The organism is Sinorhizobium arboris LMG 14919 (assembly GCF_000427465.1).
Lineage (GTDB): Bacteria > Pseudomonadota > Alphaproteobacteria > Rhizobiales > Rhizobiaceae > Sinorhizobium > Sinorhizobium arboris.
In genome coordinates this window covers 200,787-226,273 of sequence record NZ_ATYB01000008.1, presented here as the reverse complement: position 1 = coordinate 226,273, position 25,487 = coordinate 200,787, and the positions used below count along the sequence as shown (strand labels likewise).

Annotated in this window: 16 protein-coding genes; 11 read left to right on the top strand and 5 right to left on the bottom strand. The window is 63.0% G+C overall.

All coding sequences use genetic code 11. The features are described from left to right. Window positions 1-157 precede the first annotated feature (157 nt). Entirely contained in the window at window positions 158-5,845 is a 5,688-nt protein-coding gene (locus SINAR_RS0101780; protein WP_027997444.1) for an alpha/beta fold hydrolase, read from the bottom strand. A 313-nt stretch (window positions 5,846-6,158) separates the two neighbouring features. Between SINAR_RS0101780 and SINAR_RS0101775 the strand changes: the two genes are divergently transcribed. Further along, on the top strand, window positions 6,159-10,166 hold the full coding sequence (locus SINAR_RS0101775; protein WP_027997443.1) for an AAA family ATPase: 4,008 nt from the start codon (window positions 6,159-6,161) through the stop codon (window positions 10,164-10,166). A gap of 125 nt (window positions 10,167-10,291) precedes the next feature. Here SINAR_RS0101775 and SINAR_RS0101770 read toward each other — a convergent pair whose 3' ends face one another. The 3 genes from SINAR_RS0101770 to SINAR_RS0101760 are packed head-to-tail and all read right to left on the bottom strand — an operon-like array spanning window position 10,292 to window position 13,078. Next, window positions 10,292-11,071 (bottom strand): SDR family oxidoreductase, encoded by a 780-nt coding sequence (locus SINAR_RS0101770; RefSeq protein WP_027997442.1) that lies wholly within the window; start codon window positions 11,069-11,071, stop codon window positions 10,292-10,294. A gap of 31 nt (window positions 11,072-11,102) precedes the next feature. Beyond that, window positions 11,103-12,251 (bottom strand): galactonate dehydratase, encoded by a 1,149-nt coding sequence (dgoD, locus tag SINAR_RS0101765; RefSeq protein WP_027997441.1) that lies wholly within the window; start codon window positions 12,249-12,251, stop codon window positions 11,103-11,105. A gap of 59 nt (window positions 12,252-12,310) precedes the next feature. Continuing rightward, window positions 12,311-13,078, bottom strand: coding sequence for a FadR/GntR family transcriptional regulator (locus SINAR_RS0101760; RefSeq protein ID WP_027997440.1), 768 nt, complete (start codon window positions 13,076-13,078; stop codon window positions 12,311-12,313). A gap of 188 nt (window positions 13,079-13,266) precedes the next feature. On the opposite strand from SINAR_RS0101760, the gene SINAR_RS0101755 reads away from it, so the two are divergent. The 3 genes from SINAR_RS0101755 to araH all read left to right on the top strand — a co-directional run bounded on the left by SINAR_RS0101755 (window position 13,267) and on the right by araH (window position 16,799). Beyond that, complete coding sequence (locus SINAR_RS0101755) at window positions 13,267-14,250, top strand: arabinose ABC transporter substrate-binding protein (protein ID WP_027997439.1); 984 nt, start codon at window positions 13,267-13,269, stop codon at window positions 14,248-14,250. Window positions 14,251-14,316: 66 nt separating this feature from the next. After that, a complete protein-coding gene (araG, locus tag SINAR_RS0101750; RefSeq protein WP_027997438.1) occupies window positions 14,317-15,843 on the top strand; it encodes an L-arabinose ABC transporter ATP-binding protein AraG in 1,527 nt (508 codons plus the stop codon). 2 nt (window positions 15,844-15,845) lie between these two features. Then, window positions 15,846-16,799 (top strand): L-arabinose ABC transporter permease AraH, encoded by a 954-nt coding sequence (gene araH / locus SINAR_RS0101745; protein ID WP_027997437.1) that lies wholly within the window; start codon window positions 15,846-15,848, stop codon window positions 16,797-16,799. 39 nt (window positions 16,800-16,838) lie between these two features. Here araH and SINAR_RS1000000138135 read toward each other — a convergent pair whose 3' ends face one another. Beyond that, the gene (locus SINAR_RS1000000138135; RefSeq protein WP_272913669.1) at window positions 16,839-16,967 is read right to left on the bottom strand and encodes a hypothetical protein; all 129 of its coding nucleotides are present in this window, start codon (window positions 16,965-16,967) and stop codon (window positions 16,839-16,841) included. 225 nt (window positions 16,968-17,192) lie between these two features. Here SINAR_RS1000000138135 and SINAR_RS0101735 point away from each other — a divergent pair, with 225 nt between their 5' ends. From SINAR_RS0101735 to SINAR_RS0101705, 7 genes are all read left to right on the top strand, one after another. Further along, window positions 17,193-18,221 carry a substrate-binding domain-containing protein gene (locus SINAR_RS0101735; RefSeq protein WP_027997436.1) on the top strand — a complete coding sequence of 343 codons (1,029 nt, stop codon included), beginning with the start codon at window positions 17,193-17,195 and terminating at the stop codon, window positions 18,219-18,221. Between the two features lie 58 nt (window positions 18,222-18,279). Continuing rightward, a complete protein-coding gene (locus tag SINAR_RS0101730; RefSeq protein WP_027997435.1) occupies window positions 18,280-19,821 on the top strand; it encodes a sugar ABC transporter ATP-binding protein in 1,542 nt (513 codons plus the stop codon). 19 nt (window positions 19,822-19,840) lie between these two features. Beyond that, window positions 19,841-20,833 (top strand): ABC transporter permease, encoded by a 993-nt coding sequence (locus tag SINAR_RS0101725; protein WP_027997434.1) that lies wholly within the window; start codon window positions 19,841-19,843, stop codon window positions 20,831-20,833. Window position 20,834: 1 nt separating this feature from the next. Beyond that, window positions 20,835-21,836, top strand: a complete 1,002-nt coding sequence (locus SINAR_RS0101720; protein WP_027997433.1) for a sugar-binding transcriptional regulator — start codon at window positions 20,835-20,837, stop codon at window positions 21,834-21,836. Next, entirely contained in the window at window positions 21,836-22,831 is a 996-nt protein-coding gene (locus SINAR_RS0101715; protein ID WP_027997432.1) for an aldo/keto reductase, read from the top strand. Before SINAR_RS0101720 ends, SINAR_RS0101715 begins: the two co-directional genes overlap by 1 nt. Before the next feature lie 11 nt (window positions 22,832-22,842). Beyond that, window positions 22,843-24,576, top strand: a complete 1,734-nt coding sequence (locus tag SINAR_RS0101710; protein WP_027997431.1) for a glycerol-3-phosphate dehydrogenase/oxidase — start codon at window positions 22,843-22,845, stop codon at window positions 24,574-24,576. 63 nt (window positions 24,577-24,639) lie between these two features. Next, window positions 24,640-25,482 (top strand): class I fructose-bisphosphate aldolase, encoded by an 843-nt coding sequence (locus SINAR_RS0101705; RefSeq protein ID WP_027997430.1) that lies wholly within the window; start codon window positions 24,640-24,642, stop codon window positions 25,480-25,482. Window positions 25,483-25,487 lie beyond the last annotated feature (5 nt).

Sequence of the window (25,487 nt, the reverse complement as noted above, 5' to 3'; positions counted from 1 at the left end):
TGCCGCTGCCGACGGAGGATGATTTGAGCCTCGCTTGAGCGCCCTTCGGGGTGCCGGTCGTCCCGTGTCGTCGAGCGCTGGACTGTATACCGGCGGCGCCGAGCCCGGTGCGGCCGCATCGCGGCCCGGTCCGACCGTCGTGCAAGCGCGGCGACGGTCAGAGCACGAGCGTGTGCACGGTTCCGGCAAAATCGCAGTCCAGCTTCCAGTCGGTTCCCTCTCGTCGCACACGGAGGAATGTCGCGCCATCGCCTGGAGGTGGCCGGGTCGCGTTGACGACGCAGCGATAGCGCTTCGATCCGTACTCGAACTCGAAATCCTCCTTCTCGACGATGTCTTCGTCGATTCCGTTTGCGAACGGGTACGGGGCGTACATCGCGGCGGTGTGGACGGAATGAATGGTGGTAAGCAAAGTATCGTTCGTGTCTGTCAATCGCGCGGTCGCGATGCAGCCCCTGTGCTCGTCGCCCGAAAGAAACACGACGTGCCGGATCTTCCCGGCGGCAAGGACGCCGAGGACTTCGCGCAGGCTGTTAGGATACCCGTCCCAGCCATCGGAATGCAGCGCGCTCAGGTTCGCCGGACTGAGGCTGCTGTCGCGCTGAACCGCGCGGCGATGGCGTGGCAGGAACATCGACGGCGATGCTATGAATTTCGGGCCATTCGGAAGCCTGAGCCAAGCGGCCAGCCTCTCCATTGTCGCGCCGGGACCGGTCTTGAACAGGAAGGCCCTGTCAAGGTCGCCGACCCTGCGATGCGTCCTTTCTGTTCGCGTGTCGAGCAGGAAGAAATGGAGGCCGTCGAAATCGAAAGTTTCGAGATCACGCTTGATGCCGCGCTGGTATTTACGAAAGGCCTCAAGACCGGCCTTTTTCTTGGCTTCATCGGAAGGCGGCTCCCAATTGTCGTCGATTTCATGGTCGTCGAGGAGCATGAACGACGGGATACGGCGCAGCACCTCCCGTACGTTCGGCTCGCGCAGCCATGCCTCGTAAGGCAGCTTGTACCGGTCATCCTCGGCCGCTGGATCGTAGAGCCCGGCGGTCGGATCGACATAGACCTGGTCGCCGACGAAGACGGCAAATTGAGGCTGGATGCCCGTCGCCGCTCCTATTCGCTCCGCGACGCGGGCATAGGAGCGATAGGCAACCGTGCCATCGACAAAGCCGGCGGGATATTGGCATGAGGCGAGCATGAAGCCGGTACCGCCTGCCGATGGCCGCGAAGCCTGCGGCCGATCGGGAATGACGCCATCCATCAGATTACGGTCCTGCTCGACCAGACGCTCCAGCGCGGACTGGCCCATTGCGAAGTCTGACACCATCAAGGTGCCGGCTCCGGCTTCCGGTTCCGTCGTGGGGGCCACCGAAGCGCCACGGACCGGCGCCATGCCGCGGTAGACCAGTCGCTTCGGCGAATTCTTCGATGCGTGCTCCGGATTGATGTCGGGCCGCGGTGCGTCCAAGGCCCGCAGCGCCCCGCGGGAGATCGTCTCGAAACGCTCGTAGTCGAGCTCATCCAGAACCCTGTCATTATTGACGTCAGGCTCGTGAGGATCGATCCAATAGACGATGCCGCCTCTCGACACCGCAAAATATTCCAGGTCGACGGACCGCGGGAGCGATCTGTCTTCCGCATAGACAAGCAGAACCAACAGTGCGTCTCCGGGATAATTCGGATCATGCCCGGGCATGGACGCTGCAGGCGGAACCTTGAAGGCATCCCAGCCTGCGTCCCTCAGCGCGGGCGACGAGTAAGCCATCATGTGGCCGAGGATGTAAGGCAAATCCCAAGGCTGACCGTCCGGCCGGAGGATGTCGTTGCCGCTCAACAGGACGCGCAGCATTATGGCACATTCCGTCTCACGAATTGATGGATGTGCCCCCAGCCGCATCACGAGGACATGGTTCCCAATGGGATGCTCCTCCCTGGTGATTATGGGACCGATCCAGGGCGGATAGGCCGTCATCTCCACGTCCGCCTGCCCGCTTTGCCTGTTTATGTTCCTGTCAAGGAACTCTTCGATCTTCCTGAAGGTTGCGTGCCTTGTCGTACCTACGAGCGCATCCTGATGGCCGGCGCCCGGATTGACGAAGGGTGGCTCCATATAAACCCGTCCGGCATCCTCCAGGATGCGCCGCATGCGGTCGACGGTCGCGGGATGTGTGAGGCCGTTTTCCGCTCCGTGCACGCTGAACGCCGGGAAATCCCATCGGTCGCGGAAGAGTTGGCGAGACACGAGCCTGTTTTGTCCCTTGTGGTCCGTGAGCATGGCGTGCCGCACGTAATGCAAGGTCGTCGAGACTGTCTTGAGGCTCAGGGCACCAAAGTGCTCGTCGATGAAGCGCAGCATCTCCGGCTCCATGTTCGCGGCGTTGAAGTCCCGGCCGTAGAGCGCATCCATGCGGTGTCGCGTGCGTGTCCACGGCGTGCGTTTCCATGGCCAGACCGGGTTTTCGACGTCGAACTCTTCGACCGGATAGGGAAGCGTGGAAAGCACGCGGTCCCAGAGATCGTCCGCCAGCGTCGGCTTTTCCGGGTGAAAGCTGTAGCTGTCCGGCAGGAAACCGAGGAGATAGCGCACAACATAGGCACGGAATATGTTGGCGGGCGTGAAGACGACCAGCGGCCCCACCTGTGTGAAGGCCACGCGGTCGACGAGCCCGTCGATTTTCCCCTCGAGCGCGGCAATGCTGAAAACGATCGTTCCCATACAATGCGCTATGACGTCGAGCTTGGTCGCACCGGTCTGAGCCGCTATCGTTTTCAGCGCCAGGGGAACGTCTTCCTTGCCGATCTCATCGAAGCTCCAGGCGGCGCTGGCAGTCGGATGCGCAGGACTCGTTCTGAGGTCGGCGATCCAGACATCGCGCCCCGTCTTCCAGAAGTGGCTTGCGAAGTTGGGATTGACGGCGTGATGGGCGAATGTCGTGCCACCGGCGCTGTAGCCGTGAAACATGACGAGAGGCCTCTTTGTCGTTCCCGGATTGGGATAGCGCGTCAGGAGTATCTTGCCGAGGACGGGCGGCCCGCCGAGCTCTGGCGCCTTCACACCCATTGCGATCGTCTGCCGGGCCGCCGCGACTGTCCCGCCGCCAGGAATCTTCAGGATAGAGGGCGGCCGGAAATCCACGACGTCGTTCGCCGGATCCTTGTCCTTGTCCGGCGCCCGGAAGCTCCAGATGTGCAGGCCCAGGAGAAGCCGGAGGAAGTATCCGAAGAAGGTGACGAGTTCGCCGATGGCGGCCACGCCGTCGCGCTGCTTCGTAACGCGGAAAAGCGGCACGCCGATCCGCGCGAGATATTCGAGATCGAGCTTCAATACCCGTCGTGAAACGGCTCCCTCAGCTCCGGGAAAACGCTCCAGTGCGATCTCCATGAGCTGGCGCCAGGGATTGCAGCGGCGCTCATAGGTGAACCGCTTCATCCCCAGAATACGGTCGCCGCTGAGGGAGATCCGGGCGCCCGGGTCGGGCGCTCCGATCTTAAGGTCGTAGGTAAATGCACGAATTTCACCTGAACGGCTGGCGATTGCGAGTCCCGAGCGGACGCGTTGCCAGAAGCCGGGGCCGCCATCGCCATCGACGATCGCCTGATAAATGTCGCGCAGCCCGCGATTGAGGACCCAGGCCTTACCGGCCCGCCAAACCCTCCCGCCTACCCACGTCGCCTGCCGCTCCAGGACGCGGAGGCTGCCGGTCAGCGGCGCCTTGAATTCGGCCAGTGCGTCCAGTTTCTGTTCCTTCAGACCGGCCGGGTCCCAGGTCCGTTCGATTTCCTCCCATTTGTCCCGGGGGAAGATACGGATCATGCTGCGCGCCAGCGGTGCGGAAGCATCGGCCGCAACCTTCAAGGTCGCGTCGCCGCCGTTGCTGGGTGCGAGGTCTGCGAGCGCCTTCGGCTCGAAGCGGAGTGTGAGCTCGACGATCCTCGTCCTGGTGTTTTCGCCGTGCGGCCGAAAGCTGACTGGACCGACGAGCCGCTCGATGATCTCGACATTGGTATCGGATTGCGGAGCAGCAACATCGGTTGCACGGAACACCGGGCGAACCAGGGGCGCGGCGGCTGCCGCCGGAGCGGCGGCATAGTTCCAAAGGGTTGCAAGCGCCTCCGAAGCGCGCAGAGCGACCGCCGCTATTGTGAGGGCTGGGTTCGTTCCAAGTGCCGTCGGGATGATCGAGCCGTCGAGAACGACGAGGCCGTCGTGGACCTCCGCGGTCGAATCGGTCTTGAAGACGCGCCCCAGATGGTCCACAACGCCAATGGCTCCGCTGTTTCCCATCACGCAGCCGCCGAGCGGGTGGACGGTCGTGAGGGGGCCGCGCTTGTTCTGCAGCAACCAGTTCAGACCGGGCGGCAAGAGCTTCCAGACGGGATTTGCAATGATGCGCCCGCCCGTGTTCTTCGTGAGCCTTGCCAGCGTTTCTACCTGTCCGTCGAATACCGGATGATCGGGCAAGTCGTCCCAGCGCATCCGCGCGACGCCGTCTTCGCCCGACGGGGCTGTCGGGTCGAGTTCCAGATGTCCTGCGGCTCCGTCGTCGGCCATCACCGCGTAAACGGCGGAATGTTCGACCCGATCGGAAGGGACCACGTACTCGTCATCGACCGCAAGACCCTTGCTGTGCGTCGTCCAGTCGATTCGGTCGAGGCCGTGGAGGGTGTTGAGGGATGCAAAGATTTCAGTGAAAGCCACGCGCAGGCTCGACGGCACCGACAGCTCTTCGATCAGCACGCCGGCCGTCTTTCTAAGATCGATGATGCCCGTGATCGTGGGGCCGATCGCCCGCTTAGACGGCTGCACGGACTCGTCCGAGACGGTATTGACCGTACTCGACGTCGCGTAGTCGGTTATCAGCATGTCCCCATTCGTGGAACAATGATTGCCGAGATGTGTGCCGGAGAGTCGCAGCCCTTCACCCTCCGACCGTTTCAGGATCTCGTAGGTTCCGAGCGTTCCCGCCGCCAGCACGACCTTGCTGGCACGGATCTTCAGCACCTCGCCGTCGCGCGCCCGGAGCGCGGCATTGGTGTAGACGCAGTCGACGATCCAGGCGCCGGACCCTTCCCTGATGCTGAGCACGGTCGCGCCGCTGAAGATCTCGGCGCCATTGCGCAGCGCGGTAACGAGGAGATTGATGTCGAGCGAGTTCTTCGCGCCGAAATTGCAGCCAGTCGCGCAGTCGCCGCAGCGAACGCATTTGTTGAGCCTGACATTTCCAGAGTTCGTCGAATTCGCCATGGCGACCGTGATCGCCGCTTCCCGGAAACTCGATGGCGCGATGTTGCGGATGGATTTGTGCTTCTGAGGAAGCCCGTCTGGGTGCAGGGAGATCGTGTTCGGTACACCGTTCGCCGTGGCCCCGAGCAGTTCGCGCGCCCGTTCGAAATACTGTCGCCACGTGCCGAGGTTCTGGAGCTGATCTGGCCAACGTGTCTGAAAGACGGTCTCCGTCGGGACTTCCATGACCCCGGCGTTGATCAGCGAGCCACCACCGACGCCGTTAGCGACCACGGTGACGACCTCCGGTCCGATCCGCACGTCGACAAGTCCCTCTTTGTTGCGGTCGCTGCGAATATGACGAGGCAACTCGCCGGGGCCTGCGGGGAATGAACCCGGCAGATATTCCTTCCCCCGCTCGAGCACCCCTACCCTCAGGTCGCCGTTCCCGTTCTTGCGGCCGGCCATGACAGCTGCGGCGATCGCGCCACCATAGCCGCTGCCGATGATCAGAACATCGAAATGGAGATCCGCAGGCGCTTTGCGAACGCGGTCGACCAGTCTTTCGAAGCCTTGGGAGATCCAAGCGGTGCGGGAGTCGTTGTCCAAGTCAGGGCTGCGCATCGCTGTCTCCCTGGAGTGGGTGGTGGACGCGAGATGGGTGACCGTAATTCCAATCGGGCATAACGCTCTCCATAAAGATGCGCTTCACGCCTGAACCCGGTATTGAGCCGTGGCTCCGTCTTTCATTGATCCCGACGGACGGGATCGAAAATCAGGAAGAAACTTTTTTCGCCCTTGCCGATCTTCTAAGTCGGCCGTCCCTCTTAGCGATTGCTAAATAATATGCGAGAGTCGACGGCTCGGCGAGAGGTAAATGCACTTTTACGCGAGAGACGCCCTTTACTCGCGTGATTGATCATCGTGCGAAGGAGACATGGAGACGATCGCAAAGTCGCTCGAACGCTTTCTGCCGCTGACTTTGCTCGGCCGACTTCACGGCTCTCACGGAGAGCGGCCGTCGGCGGTGACGTTTCCGGCCGCGGTGATCTTTGTCGATGTCTCGCGGTACACGGCCCTTGTCGAACAGCTCGCGCGCCGCGGCCAGGAGGGGCTCGTGCAGATCCCGAAGCTGCTCAGCCTTTCCTACGCGCGCTGTGCCGACCACGTCTGCGACCGGGGCGGCGAAGTCGTCTGTTTTGCGGGAGACTCGCTCCTCGCCTATTGGCCCGCTGGGGAAGCGGGTCTCGGAAACGCGGTCAAATGCGCCGCCGAGTGCGCGGAGGCGATCTGCAGGGAAAGCCGAGATCGGCGAGATCCCGGGCAAGGGGAAATCGGGCCGGCTCTCCACATCGGCGTTGGCGCCGGGCAGCTATGGGCCGCCGCGGTAGGCGGCGCGCCGGTATGGAACCTGGTGGCCGGCGGCGATGCCGTCATTCAGGCGGCCCGTTCGCAGGCGCTCGCTCGTCGCTGGGAGGTCGTTCTTTCCGAGGATGCGGCGAAGGCGCTTCGCGGCGATGGTGAAAATGCGCTGATGCCCCCAGTTGCTCCTTCGGGGCCGACGATTGCCTCCGAGTGGCTTGTCGAGTTCCTGCCGCTGCAATTGCAGGAGCTGCTTCTGGCCCCCCAATCCGCGCCTGCAGCGGGCCCGGCGGTCAATTCCGCCGAGCGAGACCGCCGCCGTGATGCCAGATTCGACACGCTTGCCGAGATCAGGCCGGTGTCAGTCCTTTTTGCCCGGATCATCGGTATCGGGCATCGGGACCCTGATGCGCTTGCGCGACATCACAGCCTCTGCGCCGAACTTCAACGCATCTCAAGGCGGTGCGGCGGACCGGCCGGCGAACTGCTGTTCGACGATAAGGGGCTCGTATATATCTGTGTATTTGGAACGAGGGGTACGTTTCATCGCGATGACCCGGCCCGCGCCGTGGAGGCTGCTCGCGCCATCAGCCGCCAGGCAGAAGAGATGGGCCTCTCCGTTTCGGTTGGCGTTGCGACAGGTGAGGCACTGTTTCGCGTCGTGGGGGGCGCCCGCCGGCAGCAGTTGATGGTGCTCGGCACCCCCCTCAATCGCGCGGCGCGACTCGTCACGACGGTTTCCGACGATGTGCTCTGCGACGCGCCGACCGAGAGAGCGAGCCGTACATCGTTTGATTTCGAAAGGCGCGGGACCCTCCAGCTGGCTGGACTCGGCGACGTAGCTCCGGTCTTTCGTCCCCTGGAGCCGCGATCGCGGCCGCTGCCTGCGGCAGCGCTTATCGGCCGCGAGCGCGAGCTCGCCTTTCTTCAGAAAGCGTTCGATGAAACGCGTGACGGCTCAAGCGGCCTCGTCGCCCTGCTCGGGGAGCCGGGGATCGGAAAGAGCCGGCTGGTGGCGACGTTCACGGACAATCTCCGCGCTGTCGGGGTCGCCGTCTCCGTGGTCCCCGCCGAGCGGGACGACCGTCGTAGCTCTCTCCTGGCGTGGCGGCGGGTGCTGGAATCGCTCCTCGGGCTGCCCTCCGAGAGCGATGGCCTCGTCCTGCTTGAGAGCATTGCCGCCCGCGTTCGCTCGGTCCCCTGGATTGCGGATCGCCTGCCCTTGCTTAACGACCTTCTGGCGGTCGAGATCCAACAGAGCGAGGGAACGCGACACCTTGACGGCGCGCATCGCGCCGATGCCACCATGCGCCTCCTGGGAGACATTCTGGGCGTGTTGGCTCCACGGCCGTTCGCCCTCGTGCTCGAAGACAGTCAATGGTTGGACTCGGCCTCATGGCGCCTCGTCGAGTGGGTGCTTGGATCGTTACCTTCGCTGTTGCTCGTGCTTTGCATCCGCTCCGAGGAGGTCCCCGCCGAATGGAAACATCTGCGGCGGCGGGCCGAGGCGGCGAGAATTAACGAAACCGACATGGACAATCCGGCGCGGCGCTGCCGGATGCTGGAACTCGAAGAGCTCAGCGACAGCGCGGTTTGCGAGCTGGTCTCGCGCACGCTCGGAGACGTATCGCCCCAGGAAGAGCTCGCCCGCAGGATCGCGGTTCTTGCCGGTGGCAACCCGTTCTTCGCCGAGGAGATCGCCCATACCCTGAAGAGCGAAGGCCTGATCGCAGTGCGCGATGGTCTCTGGCGCTCGATACGTCCACTTGACGATCTTCAGTATTTCGAGGGAGTCGAACGGGTTATCAGGGAGCGTGTGGATCGCCTCGACGCGACATCGCAGGACGTGATCAAGGCCGCGGCCGTCATCGGGCGCTCATTCACCTTCGTCGAGCTCGAGGCTTTGCTCAAGGACGAGTTGGATGCGGAGAGTCTAAGATCGGCCGTCGAGGCACTGGTCGACGCCCATCTCGTGCGCCGGCTCGATCAACCGGGAAGCTATGAGTTCCGCCATGACCAGACGCGAGATGTTGTTTATGGATCGATGCCCGGGGACTTGCGCGGCCGTCTGCACGCAAACCTCGCCCAATGGCTCGAGCGCAGCCGTATCGAAGCAATGGGGGGCGACCTGGCGGTTCTCGTCCGGCATTTCGAAGCTGCGGACAATAAGGAGAAAGTCGTCAAGTATGCGGATCTGGCTGCCGCAAGGGCCTTGCAGATCGGCGCCTTCCGGGAGGTCGAATCTTTCCTGGGTATATGCATGACCCACGAAGCCAAGCCGCAGGATTGGACCCCCGAACAGCGGCTTCAGGCGGTTCGGTGGCGTCGGAAGCTGGCGGAGGCTCACTACAGCCGCGGCGATATTCATGCGCAGGGCGTGGCCGTCAGAAAGGCACTCAAGGCGGCCGGGCAACCGGTTCCAGTCTCCCCATCCGTCACTTTGCTGCGCCTTGCCGCCCGGGGTATGCGGCTGGCGTTGCAGCAGGTCCTGCCGGCGTCCGCGAAGATCATACGCCGCGAAGACCTCCGATCCTGGGAACGGGAGATGGCGCGCTGCCTCAACCAGGCTGCGATGGTGGATTATTTCGAGCTTCGCTTCACGCGCGGAATGTGCAATCTGCTCGGAGCCGTGGCACGCGCGGAACGAACCGGACAGACGACCGAAATGGCGGTCGCCGCGTCTCAGCTCGGCTGTGGACTCGGGATGATGGGCTGGCGCCGCGCTTGCCGATACTTCATGGAAAGAGCGGAACGGATTGCCGTCGAACTTGCGGACACCGCGATACATTCGCACGTGTGCAATCTCGATGCTCTCTGGCAACTCGGCCGTGGAGAATGGCCGGGCGTCGACGCGCGGCTCGAGCAGGCACAACAACTTTGCCTTCGATCCGGCGACCAGCTGCGATGGTGCAACGCCCAGGGCATGCGCTTCTGGTCCTTGTACTACCGCGGCGAGCAGGCCGCCCTCGAGCCGACGACGACGGCGCTTCTCTCCCGCGCTCAGAACGCCGGAAATATCCAGCAGGAGATCTGGGCGCTCCGGTGCAAGGCGCTCTGCGTGCTCCATACCGATCAGCCGCGCGAGGCAGTCGATATTCTCCGACTGATCACATCAGCCATGCTCGGGTCGGTGGATCTGGCGGCGCAGATATCGGCGAAGGGGGCGCTTGCGCTTGCTCTTGCGCGTACAGGGCGGCATGCGGAGAGCGTCCAGGCTGCTGCGGAAACCCTGCAGCTGCTGAAAGCGATGCGGCGCCCCTCGTCCCACAGCACGCTGGTCGGCATCTCGGGCGCGGCCGAGGTTTTCCTGCGCGGCCGCGAGGCGGGCCTTTCACACGCATACGAAGACTGGCCGCAATGGGAAGGCCAGGCGCTCCGCGAACTCGATCGATACGCCCGGATATTTCCGATCGGAGCGCCGCAATTTGCCTTGTGGTCGGGCGTATCGCTTTGGTTGGACGGGAAGGAGGCTCGCGCCATGTCCGTCTGGAAGGATGGGATGGCCGCCGCACAACATCTTTCCCTGCGGAGGGACGAAGCACTGATCGCCGCCGAACTCCGCCGCAGGCGAGACCGATTGTAGATCACGCCCGAAGAGAGGCGAAATGCTGCGCTTCGATGCCACATGCGTCGGCATTGTGACTCGGGGCACCGGGCGAGCGGCTTTTTAGCTCCTTCAGTCAGCGCCTGCCGCGGCGGCGCTTGGCTTCACGCCGGATGATGCAGGACGCTGAGCCCGCCATCCACCGTCAGGCACGTCGCATTCATGAACGGGCACTCGTCCGAGATCATGAAGACGGCGGCGCGGGCGATCTCTTCCGCTGTCGCGATGCGGCCGCCCGGGTGAAGCTTCATGGTTGCGGCCTCGGCTGCCGCCGGGTCCGGGAAACTGTTCCAGTAGTCATGGGCCTTCTGGGTCAGGACGTAACCCGGCGCCAGCGCATTCACCCGTATACCCTTCGACGCGTACTCGATGCCGAGCGATTTCGTCATGCCGAGTAGCGCGTGCTTTGCGACCGGATAGGGAAATGTGTGCGGAATGATGGTGAAGGCGTGCGTCGAGGCGATGTTGAGGATCGCCCCGCCGCCCTGCTCGATCAGGCCGGGCAGCACCGCCTTGCAGCAGTTCCAGGCGCCACGGAGATTGACGTCGAAACATCGTTGCCAGTCGGCATCGCTCGTCGCCAGCGGTTCCGAGAACACGTTGACCCCGGCATTGTTGACGAGCGCATTGACCGGGCCGATCGACGAAGCGGCGGCCGAGACGGCCGCCTCGATCGCTTCCGCATCGGTAATGTCGGCCTGCGCGGAGGCCAACACTCGTCCCGGCCGCTGCAGGCGCCTTGCTTCCTTTTCGAGCAGGGGGCCGTCGCGGTCGATAAGGAAGAGTGCCGCCCCCTCCGACAGGAACACTTCGGCAATGGCAAGGCCGATGCCCTGCGCCGCCCCGGTCACCATGATCCGCTTGCCTTGAAGCCGGCCGCTCATCCCTGCCCTCCCTTCGATCGGCGCATAGTCCTCACCACTCGGCCACACTGCCGTCCGAATGGCGCCAGACCGGATTGCGCCAGCGATGCCCCTCCTTCGCGCGCTCCACCACATAGGCCTCGTCCACCTCGATGCCGAGACCGGGTCCCTGCGGAATGGAAACGAAGCCGTCCTCGTAAGCGAAGACCTCCTTATTGGAGATGTAGTCGAGGATGTCGTTCGCCTCGTTGTAGTGAATTCCGAGGCTCTGCTCCTGAATGAATGCATTATAGCTGACCGCGTCGACCTGGAGGCAGGCGGCAAGCGCAATCGGCCCGAGCGGGCAATGCGGCGCCAGAGCCACGTCGTAGGCCTCGGCCATCGCGGCGATCTTGCGGCATTCGGTGATCCCGCCGGCATGGGAAAGATCCGGCTGGATGATATCGACGAAGCCGTCTGAGAGAACCGATTTGAAGTCCCAGCGCGAGTAGAGCCTTTCGCCAAGCGCGATCGGCGTCGAGCAGTGATTGGCGATTTCCTTGAGGGCTTCGCGGTTCTCCGAAAGAACCGGCTCCTCGATGAACATCAGCTTGAACTGCTCGAGTTCCTTGGCAAGGACCTTCGCCATCGGCCTGTGGACCCGTCCGTGGAAATCCACGCCGATGCCGATGTGGGGTCCGATCGCATCGCGGATGAGCCCGATCGTCTCGACCGCCTTGTCGATCTTCTCATTGGTGTCGACGATCTGCATCTCCTCGCAGCCGTTGAGCTTGATCGCCTTGAAGCCTCTGGCGACCACCTCGCGCGCATTGTTCGCGACGTCGCTCGGGCGGTCACCGCCGATCCAGGAATAAACCTTGATCCTGTCGCGGCACTGCCCGCCGAGGAGGGAGTGCACCGGCTGACCGAGCGCCTTGCCCTTGATGTCCCAGAGCGCCTGGTCGATACCGGCGAGCGCGCTCATATGGATCGCGCCGCCGCGGTAGAACCCGCCGCGGTAAAGGACATTCCAATGGTCCTCGATGAGGAAGGGGTCCTTGCCGACGAGATAATCCGAGAGCTCGTTAACGGCAGCTTCGACCGTCAGAGCCCGCCCCTCGACCACGGGCTCCCCCCACCCGACGACACCCTCATCGGTTTCGATCTTGAGAAACAGCCAGCGCGGCGGAACGATATAGGTCGTCAGTTTTGTGATTTTCATGGAAATGCGTCCAATCTGCGTGGGAAGATGGTTATCCGAACGGCGTCGGATATTGGCCGTCAGACTTGCGGCGAATGCCTTTCGACGGCGACGGCGAGATCGCGTGCGGCAAGGTCCAACAACCGATACGAGCAGGCACGTGCTGCAGCCGTGTCGCGCATCCGCAGCGCTTCGAGCAATTGTCTGTGGATCTCCACAGCGTCGCCGCACGTATCCGCCGCCTCGTTCGAGGCTTGCAGAGAGAATTTGAGGCCGGCCTGGATGATGCTCGCCAGCTGCTGAAACACCTGATTGTGGCTCGCCCTCAACAGTGACTCGTGGAAGGCGACGTCGGCCGCCGTGAACTTCACGATGTCGCCTTCGGCGTCTCTCATCTGCTGCCAGGCGCGCTCGATCTCGGCGAGTTCCTGCACCGTCGCGCGGGCAGCTGCCAGCTCCGCCGCAACCGGCTCGATCGCACGGCGGGCTTCCAGAATGCAGTTCAGAAGGTCGAACTGAAAAATCCGGTCGCCGATCCACTCCAGCACCTGCTGGTCAAGAATGTTCCACTCGTCCTTGCTGCAGACGACGGTGCCGACGCGCGAGCGACCGCGCACCAGTCCCTTCGATTCGAGAATCTTCAGCGATTCCCGTATCACCGTCCGGCTGACGCCGTAGCGCTCGCATAGGTCGTTCTCCCGCGGCAGAAAGCTGCCCGCCGGATAGGTGTCGCCGCAGATCTCGGAAGCGATCGCCCGTGTCACGTCCTTCCGGACACGGGGCCGGCGGGCAGACGTGCCGCTCGCATCCACCAATTCTTCCTCTTGTGCTTGCACCGAACTCTCCATCTGCGACCGAATTTCTCGAGGCTTGAAGCGATGCTTATCGCAATTGGCCTGGAGTGACGATCCCCCGCTCACGGCTCATTATCAGATTTAAGTCCATCATTCATCATACAAGACCAATTGACAAGTATGATCTTTCCATCCTACACCAATGACCGCTGCAGGGAGCAGTTCGAACAGGGAGAGAGATCATGCGCTTTATCAAGGCCGTCGCTTTGGCCGGCACCGTCGCGATTCTTGCTGCAACATCCGCCTTCGCCTCCGACGTGAAGATCGGCTTCATCGTCAAGCAACCGGAGGAGCCATGGTTCCAGGACGAATGGAAATTCGCCGACGAGGCAGCCAAGGAAAAGGGTTTCACGCTCGTCAAGATCGGCGCCCAGGATGGCGAAAAGGTTCAGTCGGCCATCGACAATCTCGGCGCTCAAGGTGCACAGGGCTTCATCATCTGCACCCCTGACGTGAAGCTTGGCCCCGGCATCGTCGCGAAGGCGGCAGCCAACGACCTGAAGCTGATGACCGTCGACGATCGCCTGGTCAATGCAGACGGCAGCCCGATCGAAGACGTGCCGCATATGGGCATATCCGCCACGAAGATCGGCGAGGCCGTCGGCGAGGCGATTATTGCCGAGATCAAGAAGCGTGGCTGGGACATGAAGGACGTCGGCGCGATCCGCGTTTCCTACGACCAGCTCCCGACTGCGGTCGACCGCGTCGAGGGCGCGCTCTCCGTCCTGAAAGCGAACGGCTTCCCTGAAGCCAATATCTTCGACGCACCGCAGGCAAAGACCGACACCGAAGCTGCGCTCAACGCCGCGACGGTCGTTCTTAACAAGAACGCCGGCATCAAGAAGTGGGTTGCCGTCGGTCTCAACGACGAAGCCGTTCTCGGTGCAGTGCGCGCCACCGAGACGGTCGGCATTTCCGCAGACAGCATGATCGGCGTTGGCATCGGCGGCGCGGACTCCGCGATCAACGAATTCAAGAAGCCCTCGCCCACGGGATTCTTCGGCACCGTCATCATCTCGCCGAAGCGCCACGGCTACGAGACGGCCCTCAACATGTATGAGTGGATCGCCAACGCCAAGGAACCGGAAAAGCTGACCCTGACCGCGGGCCAGCTCGCGCTGCGCGACAACTACGAGGCCGTCCGCAAGGAACTCGGCATCGAGTAAGCCCTGCCCCCGTTTGAAACGAGCCCGGCGGTCGCAAGCGCCGGGCATCCTTCCCCGAGCGCTGCCATGCAGGATTTTCTGGACTTCCAATCGATTTCAAAAGGCTATCCCGGCGTCCAGGCGCTGTCGGAGGTCTCCTTTTCCGTCCGCAAGGGTGCCGTTCACGGACTGATGGGCGAAAACGGAGCCGGAAAGTCCACCTTGATACGGGTGCTCTCCGGGGACCAGGCTGCCGATACCGGCGAGATCCGCATCGACGGCGAGCCGCAACACTATCGTTCCGTACGCGACGCCTTTGACGCGGGCGTAATCGTCATCCATCAGGAGCTGCAGCTCGTGCCGGAGCTGACGGTCGCCGAAAACCTCTGGCTAGGACGTTTTCCCGGCAGGGCCGGCGTCATCGACCGCCGCCAGTTGGTCAGAGTCGTCGCCGACAGGCTTGCGGAAATCGGTATCGACGTCGATCCTGCCGCGAAGGTCGCGTCCCTGTCGATCGGGGAGCGCCAGATGGTCGAGATCGCCAAGGCAGTGATGATCGATGCCCGGGTGATTGCGCTCGACGAGCCGACCTCTTCGCTTTCCTCACGCGAAAGCGAGATCCTCTTTTCCCTGATCGAGAGGTTGCGGTCGAACGGCACCGTTATCCTCTATGTTTCGCATCGGCTGGATGAGATCTTCCGCCTGTGCGACAGCCTCACTGTGCTGAGAGACGGCCGCCTTGCCGCCCATCATCCGGACATCTCGAAAGTCAGCCGCGAGCAGATCATCGCCGAGATGGTCGGGCGCGAAATAGCGAACATCTGGGGCTGGCGTCCCAGGCCGCTCGGGACGGCGAGGCTTACAGTCGAAGGCGTTGCCGGCGCCGCTCTGCCCCATCCGATCAGTTTCTCCGTGCGCAGGGGCGAAATTCTCGGCTTCTTCGGGCTGATCGGCGCCGGCCGCAGCGAAATGGCCCGCCTGGTCTATGGTGCCGATAGCCGCTCGCGGGGCAAGGTCCTGGTGGATGGCGTTGCCGTACCGGCGGACAATCCGCAACTGTCGATCCGTGCCGGCGTCGTCTTATGCCCGGAAGACCGAAAATCCGACGGGATCGTCCAGGGGCGTTCAATCGAGGAGAATATAGCGATCTCCTCCCGCCGCCATTTCTCGCGTTTCGGCATTCTCGACCTCGAAAAAGAGGCGGAGCTCGCCGACAGGTTCATCGCGAAGCTGCGCGTGCGCACGCCGTCGCGCACCCAGGACATCGTCAATCTTTCCGGCGGAAACCAACAGAAGGTGATCCTTGGACGCTGGCTGTCGGAAGAGGGCGTCAAGGTGCTGTTGGTCGACGAGCCGACCCGCGGCATCGATGTCGGTGCGAAATCGGAAATCTACGACATTCTCTACGAGCTTGCGGCGCAAGGCATGGCCATCGTCGTCATCTCGAGCGAATTGCCCGAGGTAATGGGCATTGCAGACCGCATTCTGGTGATGTGCGAAGGCCGCATCGCGGCCGATGTCGCAAGAGCCGACTTCGACGAACACCGGATTCTCGCAGCCGCGCTCCCGGATGCTTCAGCCCAAAGTGTGTCCCTTTCCGAACAGGTACGGTAACGATGACGACTTCCTTGAAAAAACTCCTTCTCGGCGAGCAGGGACTGGTGGTTATTTTCGCCGCGGCCTTGCTGGTGGTGTCGCTGACGGTTCCGAATTTCCTCACCGAACGCAACATGCTGGGCCTGCTGCAGTCGGTGGTGACCATCGGGGTCGTCTCCTGCACGATGATGTTCTGCCTGGCGTCGCGTGACTTCGACCTTTCCGTCGGCTCGACTGTGGCTTTCTCCGGAATGGTAGCCGTCATGGCATCGAATGCCACGGGCTCGATCGTACTCGGGCTGCTCGCAGCTCTCGCCTGCGGCGCAATCGTCGGCGTCGCGAACGGCATCGTGATCGCCCGTTTCCGCATCAATGCGCTCATAACTACGCTGGCGACGATGCAAATCGTCCGCGGGTTCGGCTTGATCGCATCGAACGGGCGCGCGGTCGGAATCAACGATCCGGCCTTTTACCAGCTCTCCCTGTCCAAGTTTCTGACTGTCCCCACGCCGATCTGGGTGATGGTCGCCTTCTTCATCGTCTTCGGCTTCCTGCTCAACCGTACCGTCTTCGGCAAGAACACGCTTGCGATCGGCGGCAACCCGGAAGCTTCCCGGCTTGCGGGCGTAGACGTCGCGCGCACGCGCATCTGGATTTTCGCACTGCAGGGACTCGTATGCGCCGTGGCAGGAATCCTGCTGGCCTCGCGCATCACTTCCGGCCAGCCGAATGCGGCAATCGGCCTCGAACTCTCGGTCATTTCCGCCTGCGTTCTCGGCGGTGTTTCGCTTGCCGGCGGCAGGGCGACCATGACCAGCGTCGTCGTCGGCGTATTGATCATGGGCATTGCCGAGAACGTGATGAACCTGCTCAACATCCAGGCCTTCTATCAAAATGTCGTGCGTGGCCTCATCCTGCTGATCGCGGTCCTCCTCGACAACCTGCGATCCGTCGCCGGCAGGCCGCGGGGCTGAAGCCGCAACGCCGAAGGCCGCACCGACAGGGTTTGATCGCTATTGCTGCGCAAGTGCGCTCTCGAGAGCGTTGCCGTTGCGCAGCAACCAGGCGACGCTGCGCGTCTGCCAGGCGATGCCCCGGACGCGCGGAGCATGCTCGGTCTTAGGTGTGATCCCATGCTCCATGACTTTGTCCTCTCGACCAGCTGTCTTCAAACCCGGCATCCCCGCACAAGCGGAGACGGTATGAAATATATTTCACATAGCGAAATATATTGACACACGTCCTTCCATGGAGTTACCTGCCTCTACCGGACTTCGAGGAGGAAGGTCGGACTTCACGAACTTGAGCGGCCGCCTTGGGCGCGCCGACGCGCTTTTTGGGAGGGGCTTCGGCCTCGAGGAGGACTCTTGCGCAATTTTCTCAGCACGACCGCGATGGCGGTCCTTACAACCACGCTTCTTGCCGGCACAGCCGCCGCCGAAACGGAAAACCCGTTCCGCTGCAAGCCGGGCGAAAAATACGTCATGAACGTGATGGTATCCGGCGTCGAATACTGGTTCCCCGTTTATGAGATGTTCAAGCAGGCCGGCCAGCAGTTCGGCTGCGAGACGGCATACACCGGAACGCCGGAATATGACGTCAACAAGCAGATCGCCAGCTTCGACCAGGCACTCGCGCAGAACCCGGCGGGCATCCTGGTTCATCCGATGAACTCCGATCCGTTCATCGAGCCGATCAACCGGGCGATCGAGCAGGGTACGGCGGTCGTCACCTTCGCCGCGGATTCACCCTTGTCGAAGCGCGTTTCCTACATCACCTCCGACAATACCCGCGAAGGCATCTATGCCGCCGACAAGATCGCCGAAAAGCTCGGCGGCAAGGGCGAATATGCGGTGCTCGAAAATCCCGGCCAGGACAATCACGACAAGCGCATTGCGGCCTTCATCGGCCGCATGGAGGAAAAATGGCCCGATATGAAGCTCGTCGGCCGGGCCGCTTCCAATCAGGACCCGAACAAGGCCTACCAGGGCCTGACGAGCCTCATCCAGGCCAACCCGAACCTTGGCGCCGTCTTCATGCCCGAGGCCAATTCGGCGATCGGCGCGGCGCAGGCGAACAAGGAAACCGGCGGCAAGGTCCTCGTCATGTGCGCCGACGTCAACGCCAACATTCTCGACATGATCAAGGCTGGCGAGGTCTTCGGCTCGATCAACCCGAACCAGGGCATGCAGGGCTATATGGGCTTCCTGCTGCTCTGGCTCGCCAAGCATCCCGAGCTCATCGACCCGATGAACGACGCCAAGCGCTCCGGCTTCAACCCGATGAGCATCCCCGTCGTCGACAACGGACTGTCGATCGTCACGGCCGACAACGCCGACGACTTCTACTGGGACAGGTACCTGAAGCGCCGCGGCACCAAGGGTATCGAGGAATAAGGTTCCAAAGCGGCCGCCCGGCCCTCCGGGCGGCCCACGAACCGGGAGGAGATCGGTAATGGCGTCAGCAACCGTGCTGGAGATCCACAATGTCAGCAAGCACTTCGGTGCCGTGAAGGCATTGACAGCTGTAAACTTTCGGCTCGAACGGGGCGAAGTTCACGCACTTTGCGGTGAGAACGGCGCCGGCAAATCGACACTGATGAACATCATCGCCGGCGTGCTGCAGCCGTCGGAGGGAGAGATCCTCGTCGAAGGCGCACCGGTGAAGATCGCCTCGCCAGCGGCGGCGCAGTCGCTCGGGATCGGGCTCGTCCACCAGGAGATCGCTCTTTGCCCGGACGCGACGATCGCGGAAAACATGTTCATGGCGGCGACGAACCGGAGACGCTCGGTTCTGATGGACTTCGCCAAGCTGGAGCGCGACGCCCAGGCCGTGATGAACCGACTGGCCGCGATCGACGTTACCCAAAGGGTGGGCGACCTGCCGATCTCCAGCCAGCAACTCGTAGAGATCGCCAAGGCGCTGACGCTCGATTGCCGCGTGCTCATCTTCGACGAGCCGACGGCGGCGCTGACCGAGACAGAAGCGCAGGTGCTCTTCGGCATCATTCGCGACCTCAAGGCGCGCGGGATCTCGATCATTTATATCAGCCATCGCATGGCGGAGGTGTTCAGCCTTTGCGACCGGGTGACCGTGTTCCGCGACGGCCGCTATGTTGCGACGGAAACCATCGCTGAGGTCACTCCTGACGACGTCGTCCGCCTGATGGTCGGCCGCGAGATCGATCAGCTTTATCCGGACAAGCAGCAATTCTGCGGGCGCATAGGCAAGCCGGTTCTTTCGGTCCGCGGCCTTGGCGACGGCGCGCGCTTCCGCGACGTCAGCTTCGACCTTCGCCACGGCGAGATTCTCGGCGTCGGCGGCCTGATCGGCTCCGGGCGGACGGAAATCGCCGAGGGCATCTGCGCGCTGCGACCGGTGACGCAAGGCGAAGTCCGGCTGCATGACAGGGTGCTTCGTCTACGGCGCTATTGCGACGCGGCAACGGCCGGCGTCGTCTATCTTTCGGAGGATCGGAAGGGATCCGGCGTCTTCCTCGATCTCTCGATCGCCCAGAACATCGCCGCACTCGATCTGAAGGCGTTGACCTCATTGGGCCTGCTCAACTCCCGCAGGGAAAGGATGCTCGCCGAAGACCTGACCCGCAGGCTTGGCGTGCGGATGGGCGGCGTCGACATGCCGGTCTCCTCGCTCTCGGGCGGCAACCAGCAAAAGGTCGCGATCGCCAAGCAACTGGCCGTCGATCCAAAGGTGATCCTGATGGACGAACCGACGCGCGGCATCGATGTCGGCGCCAAATCGGAAATCCATCGGTTGCTGCGCGAGCTTGCCCAGGCCGGCATCGGCATCCTGGTGATTTCGTCGGAACTGCCGGAGCTCATCGGCCTCTGCGATCGCGTGCTGGTGGTGCACGAGGGCCGGATCGCCGGAGAGGTCTCGGGCGATGAAATGACCGAGGAAGCGATCATGCGGCTGGCATCCGGCATCGGCGCGGCGAACGAAACAAATTTGAAGGCATCCGGGCATGCTGCCTGAAGAAGCAGGGGACAGGGCTATGGCAGTCGATACATTGGGGGTCGCCGGAAGAACGCGCAGACCCGGCTGGAAGCGGATTGGCACGATGCGCGAGGCGGGACTGATCGCGATCATCCTTTCGCTCTGCATCATCATGAGCTTCGCCTCGCCGCATTTCCTGACGCTCGGCAATTTCCGGGCGATGCTCATGTCCTTCTCGGTCGAGGGCATCGTCGTCGTCGGCATGACGATCCTCTTGATCGTCGGCGGCATCGATCTCTCGGTCGGCTCCGTCGTCTGCTTCTCGATGGTACTCTCCGGCTCTCTGTTCCTGATGGGGTTGGATCCTTGGACGGCATCGCTCGTCGGCATTGCCGCCAGTGCCGCCATAGGCTGCATCATGGGCTTCTTCGTCACCGTCGTCGGGCTCAACCACTTCATCACGTCGCTTGCGGCCATGGTGATCGTGCGCGGTCTCTGCCTCGTCATCACGAAAGGCACGCCGCTTTCGCTCTTCACCCTGCCGCCGGAGTTCAAGGCTGTGGGCCAGGGCACTTTCTTCGGTGTGCCCTATGTGATCCTGATCTTCATCGCCGTCGTTGCCGCCTTCGATTTTCTGCTGCGCCGGGCAACCGCCTTCCGCAAGGTTTTCTACACCGGCAGCAACGAGAAGGCCGCACTCTATTCCGGGATCAAGACGAAGGACGTCAAATTCTGGGTGACGGTTCTTTGCGCGACACTCTCGGGTGTGGCGGGCACGATCTACATGTCGCGCTTCGGCGCGGCGACGCCGACCTTCGGCGTCGGCATGGAGCTCAACATCATCGCGGCGGCGGTGATCGGCGGCGCTTCGCTCAACGGCGGATCGGGGACGATCCTCGGCGCCATCCTCGGCATCGCCCTCCTCTCCGTCGTCACCAGCTCGCTGATCCTGCTCGACGTTTCGGTCTACTGGCAGGATATGATCAAGGGCTGCATACTGCTCGCAGCCGTTTCCATCGATCATATGCTGCACAAGCGGAAGGCTGCCTGAAATGCCGAACGCCAAACCGAAACCCTTGTCTGCCCCGCGTGAAGAGATCGTCATCGCCCGGCAGATGCACCAGGCCCTGGTGCTCCACTTCCTGGAGGGACTGACGCAGGCGCAGATAGCCGATCAGCTCGGCATCTCGCATGCGACCGTCAACCGCCTGATCAAGCGCGGCCGCCAACTCGGCCTTGTCGAAATCAAGATCAAGTCCCCCGTCGAACCGCTGGTCGCAATCGAAGAGCAATTGCTGGCGCTCGGAGGCATCCGCCGTGCGGTCGTCGTGCCGACCGTCTCCGACAACCCCCAGATCGCGCTGCAAGCGGTCGGCGAGGCGGCGGCACGGCTGCTGATGGAGGAGATCGCCGACGGCGACACGATCTGCATCACCGGGGGCAAGGGCGTGAGCGCCGTGGTCGCAGGCCTGCAGCCGCCACGGCGTTTCGACGTTGAGGTCATACCGGCCACCGGCTGCGTACAGGGCAAGCACTATACCGACGTCAACCACGTCTCGACCCTGATGGCGGACCGGCTCGGCGGGCATTCGTTCCAGATCCACGCGCCGCTCTTTGCCGACAGCGAGGCAGAGCGGCAAATGCTGCTCGGGATGCGCGCGGTGGCCGACGTTTTCAAGCGGGCACGAGAAGCGAAGGTTGCGGTCGTCGGCATCGGTTCGATCCTGTCGGACGACTCCAGCTATTACGACCTGCACCCCTCCTCGAGCACGGATCGCGAGGCGATCGAACGATCCGGCGCCTCCTGCGAACTGTTGGCACATCTGCTCGACGATCACGGGCGCGTCTGCGGCTACGGTCTCAACCGGCGTCTGGTCTCGCTGACGCTCGCGGAATTCGCTTCGATCCCGACGAAGATCGGTGTTGCAAGCGGACCGACCAAGGCGGGGCCGATCTTAAGCGTCATGCGCGGCAATCATCTGGACACGCTCGTCACCGACCAGGCGACGGGGGTTCGCATTCTCGAACTGGCCAAGGAAGGCGGAGAGCACTGATGAACGGACGGCAATTGATACGGGAAATCGGCCGCTCCGGGGTTGCCACGTCGGCGGTCGGCCTCGGCACCTGGGCGATCGGCGGCTGGATGTGGGGCGGCACGGACGAACGGGAATCCGTCGCCGCCATCCATGCCTCGCTCGATGCCGGCGTGACGCTGATCGACACCGCGCCCGCCTACGGGCTCGGCCGGGCGGAAGAAATCGTCGGCAAGGCGCTTTCCGGGCGCCGCGACAAGGCGGTTATCGCAACGAAGTGCGGCCTCGTCTGGCACACACGCCGGGGCAATCACTTCTTCGACCAGGACGGCAAGCCCGTCCATCGCCATCTCGGCCGGGAATCGATCTTCCACGAAGTGGAACAGAGCCTCAGGCGACTCGGCACGGACTATATCGATCTTTACATCACCCATTGGCAGGACCCGACGACGCCGATCGAGGAAACCATGCGGGCGCTGGAAGACCTGCGCGCTGCCGGAAAGATCCGGGCGATCGGCGCAAGCAACGTGAACCTGAAAGAACTTCAGACCTACGTAAAGATCGGCGGCCTTGACGCGATCCAGGAACGATTCAGCATGATGGACCGTGAGATCGAGGCGGAGCTCCTGCCGGTCACGACGGCCAATCGGGTGGCAACGCTCAGCTATTCTTCGCTGGCTCTGGGGCTCCTGTCCGGCTCGATCGGGCCGGAACGGGTCTTTTCCGGCGACGACCAGCGCAAGGACAACCCGCGGTTCTCCGTCGCAAACCGGGAAAAGGCCATGCGCTTCGCCGACGCGATACGGCCGATTGCCCAAACGCGCGAGGCAACGGTCGCTCAGATCGTCATCGCCTGGACCCTGGCGCAGCCCGGCATAACCTTTGCGCTTTGTGGCGCACGCAATCCAGCCCAGGCGCTCGACAACGCAAGAGCCGGCACGATCCGGCTCGACGCGAACGACCTCTCGGCGATCGATGCTGCGATAGCGGCTGAGCTGGCTAACATGGACAGGTAACGGACCGCCCCATGACAAGAACAGAGATTTTGGACGGGCTCCGCCGGAGCCCGAAGGTGGACGTGTGCGTCCTCGGCGGCGGCATCAATGGGCTCAGCGTCTTTCGCGAGCTCGCGCTGCAGGGGGTGCGCGTCCTGCTCGTCGAGAAACACGACTACTGCTCCGGTGCAAGTGCTGCCCTGTCGCGCATGGTGCATGGCGGCCTGCGCTATCTCGAAAACGGCGAATTCACGCTGGTCAAGGAGTCGCTCGTGGAGCGGGACCGGCTGCTCAGGAACGCGCCGCATCTTGTGGCGCCTCTGGCGACGACGGTTCCGGTCTTCGACACATTCTCCGGCCTTGCCAACGGTATCGTCCGCTTTCTCGGCTTGAGCCGTCGGCCGAGCCGCCGCGGTGCGATCGCGATCAAAGCCGGACTTTCGATCTACGATCTGCTGACGCGCAAGCGGGCGCTGATGCCGCGGCACCGGTTCCGCGGCCGTCGTGCGACGCTCGCGAAATGGCCTGCGCTCAACCCGAAGATCCGCAGTTCCGCCACCTATTACGATGCCTGGGTGAGCCACCCCGAGCGCATCGGCATGGAACTGTTGCAGGACGGCCTGTCCGCTTCGACTGAGGCGGCAGCGCTGAACTATGCCGAGCTTCGCAGAAACGAGGCCGGCAAATACCTCATAGCCGACGGCATCGATGAGGTCGGAGTCGAGATCGAGCCCCGGCTGATCGTAAACGCGACCGGCGGATGGATCGACATCACCAATTGCGCGCTGCTCCCCGCCGACCACCGTCCAGCTCCCCTGATGGGCGGCACGAAGGGATCGCATCTGATCATCGACAATGCCCGCCTGCGAGAAGCACTCGGCGACCACATGATCTATTACGAAAACGAGGACGGCCGCATCTGCATCCTTTTTCCCTTTTTCGGCAAGGTGCTGGTCGGCTCGACCGACATTCGGGTCGAGGATCCCGGGTCCGTCAGGTGCGAGGAACAAGAGCGCGACTACATCCTGCAGTCTCTGGCCTTCGTCTTGCCCGGTATCGAGATCGGGCAGGATGAAATCGTCTTCCAGTTCTCCGGCGTGCGACCGCTGCCCGCCAGCAGCGACAGTTTCACCGGCCGCATCCCGCGCGACCATTTCTGCACCATGATCGAGAGCGCCGGCACGCCGGTGCTGTGCATGATCGGCGGCAAGTGGACGACCTTTCGCTCGTTCGGCGAACTTGCCGCCGACACGGCTCTGGAACGGCTCGGTCTTTCACGCCACGTCTCGACGGCCGACCGCGCCATCGGCGGCGGGCGGCGATTTCCAGCCGATCGCGAAAGCTGGATTGCCGCGCTGGCCGCTCGTTGCGGCCTGCCGCCGCCGCACGTCGCCGAATTGTTCTCCCGCTACGGAACGGAAGCGGAGGCGCTGGCGGCTTTCATCGCCCAGGGAAGCGATGCCGTGATCCCGGGCGCCGGTCATACCGTGCGGGAACTTCTGTACCTGATCCGCAACGAGGCGGTCGAGCATCTGGACGATCTGCTCTTGCGCCGCACGACGCTCGCGGTCTCCGGCACGCTCTCGCTCGCCATTCTCGACGCTGCGCTCGAACTGCTTACGGAGGAGAAGGGCTGGTCCGAGGCGCGCGGCCTGAGTGAGCGGAACCGGTGCCTGGCGCTGTTGCGAGACCGGCACGGGCTCGACGAGCAAGCCCTTGCGACCCGAATGCCGCGCCCATTGGCCAAGGCCGCCGCGGCGGGTTGATACCGCAATCTTTTATGGTGGCCTCGATTCCGGCAGCACGCAGATACGAAGAAGGAGAAGAAAATGAGAAACAATAGCAAGGTGCGGATGAACCGCCTTTTCAACGGCGGGCGCTGCCTGGACGTGGCGATCGATCACGGAGTGTGCAACGAACCATCCTTCCTGAACGGGCTCGAGAACATGGGGGCCGTGGTAAGCGCGCTTACCGAGGCCGGCCCCGACGCGATCCAGATGAATTACGGCCAGGCCGATCTGCTGCAGGAACTGCCGGGCAAGGACAAACCGGCGCTCGTCATGCGCATCGACATGGGCAATCCCTATAACCGTATTCGCCACCGCGACATGTGGGCGGTGCTGCAGAACGAGGCCGAGCCGCTGATCGGCGCGCTCGCGATGGACGCGGCCTGCGTCGTCGTCAACCTGTTCATGCTGCCGGACGAACCGGATCTTTTCCGCCAATGCGTGCAGAACATCGCCCGAGTGCGGGCCGATTGCGAGAAGTACGGCATGCCGCTGATGATAGAGCCGCTCGTCATGCAGCCGGTTACCGAGCATGGCGGCTACATGGTCGACGGCGATGCCGACAAGATCGTCACGCTGACACGGCTTGCCCGGGAGATGGGCGCCGACATCGTCAAGGCGGACCCGACCACCGCTGCTGAAGATTTCCACCGGGTGGTCGAAGCGGCGCGTTGCCCGGTTCTTGTTCGCGGCGGCGGCAAGGAGGATCTGAGATCCGTCTTCGACAAGTCGGCGGCCTTGATGAAGCAGGGGGCTATGGGCATGGTTTATGGGCGCAACATCTATCAGCACTCCAATCCGAAAGCCGTGGTGCGCGGATTGATGGCGATCGTGCACGAGAATGCGAGCGGTGAAGAGGCTTTCGCGCTGTATCGTCAAGGCTGATCGGA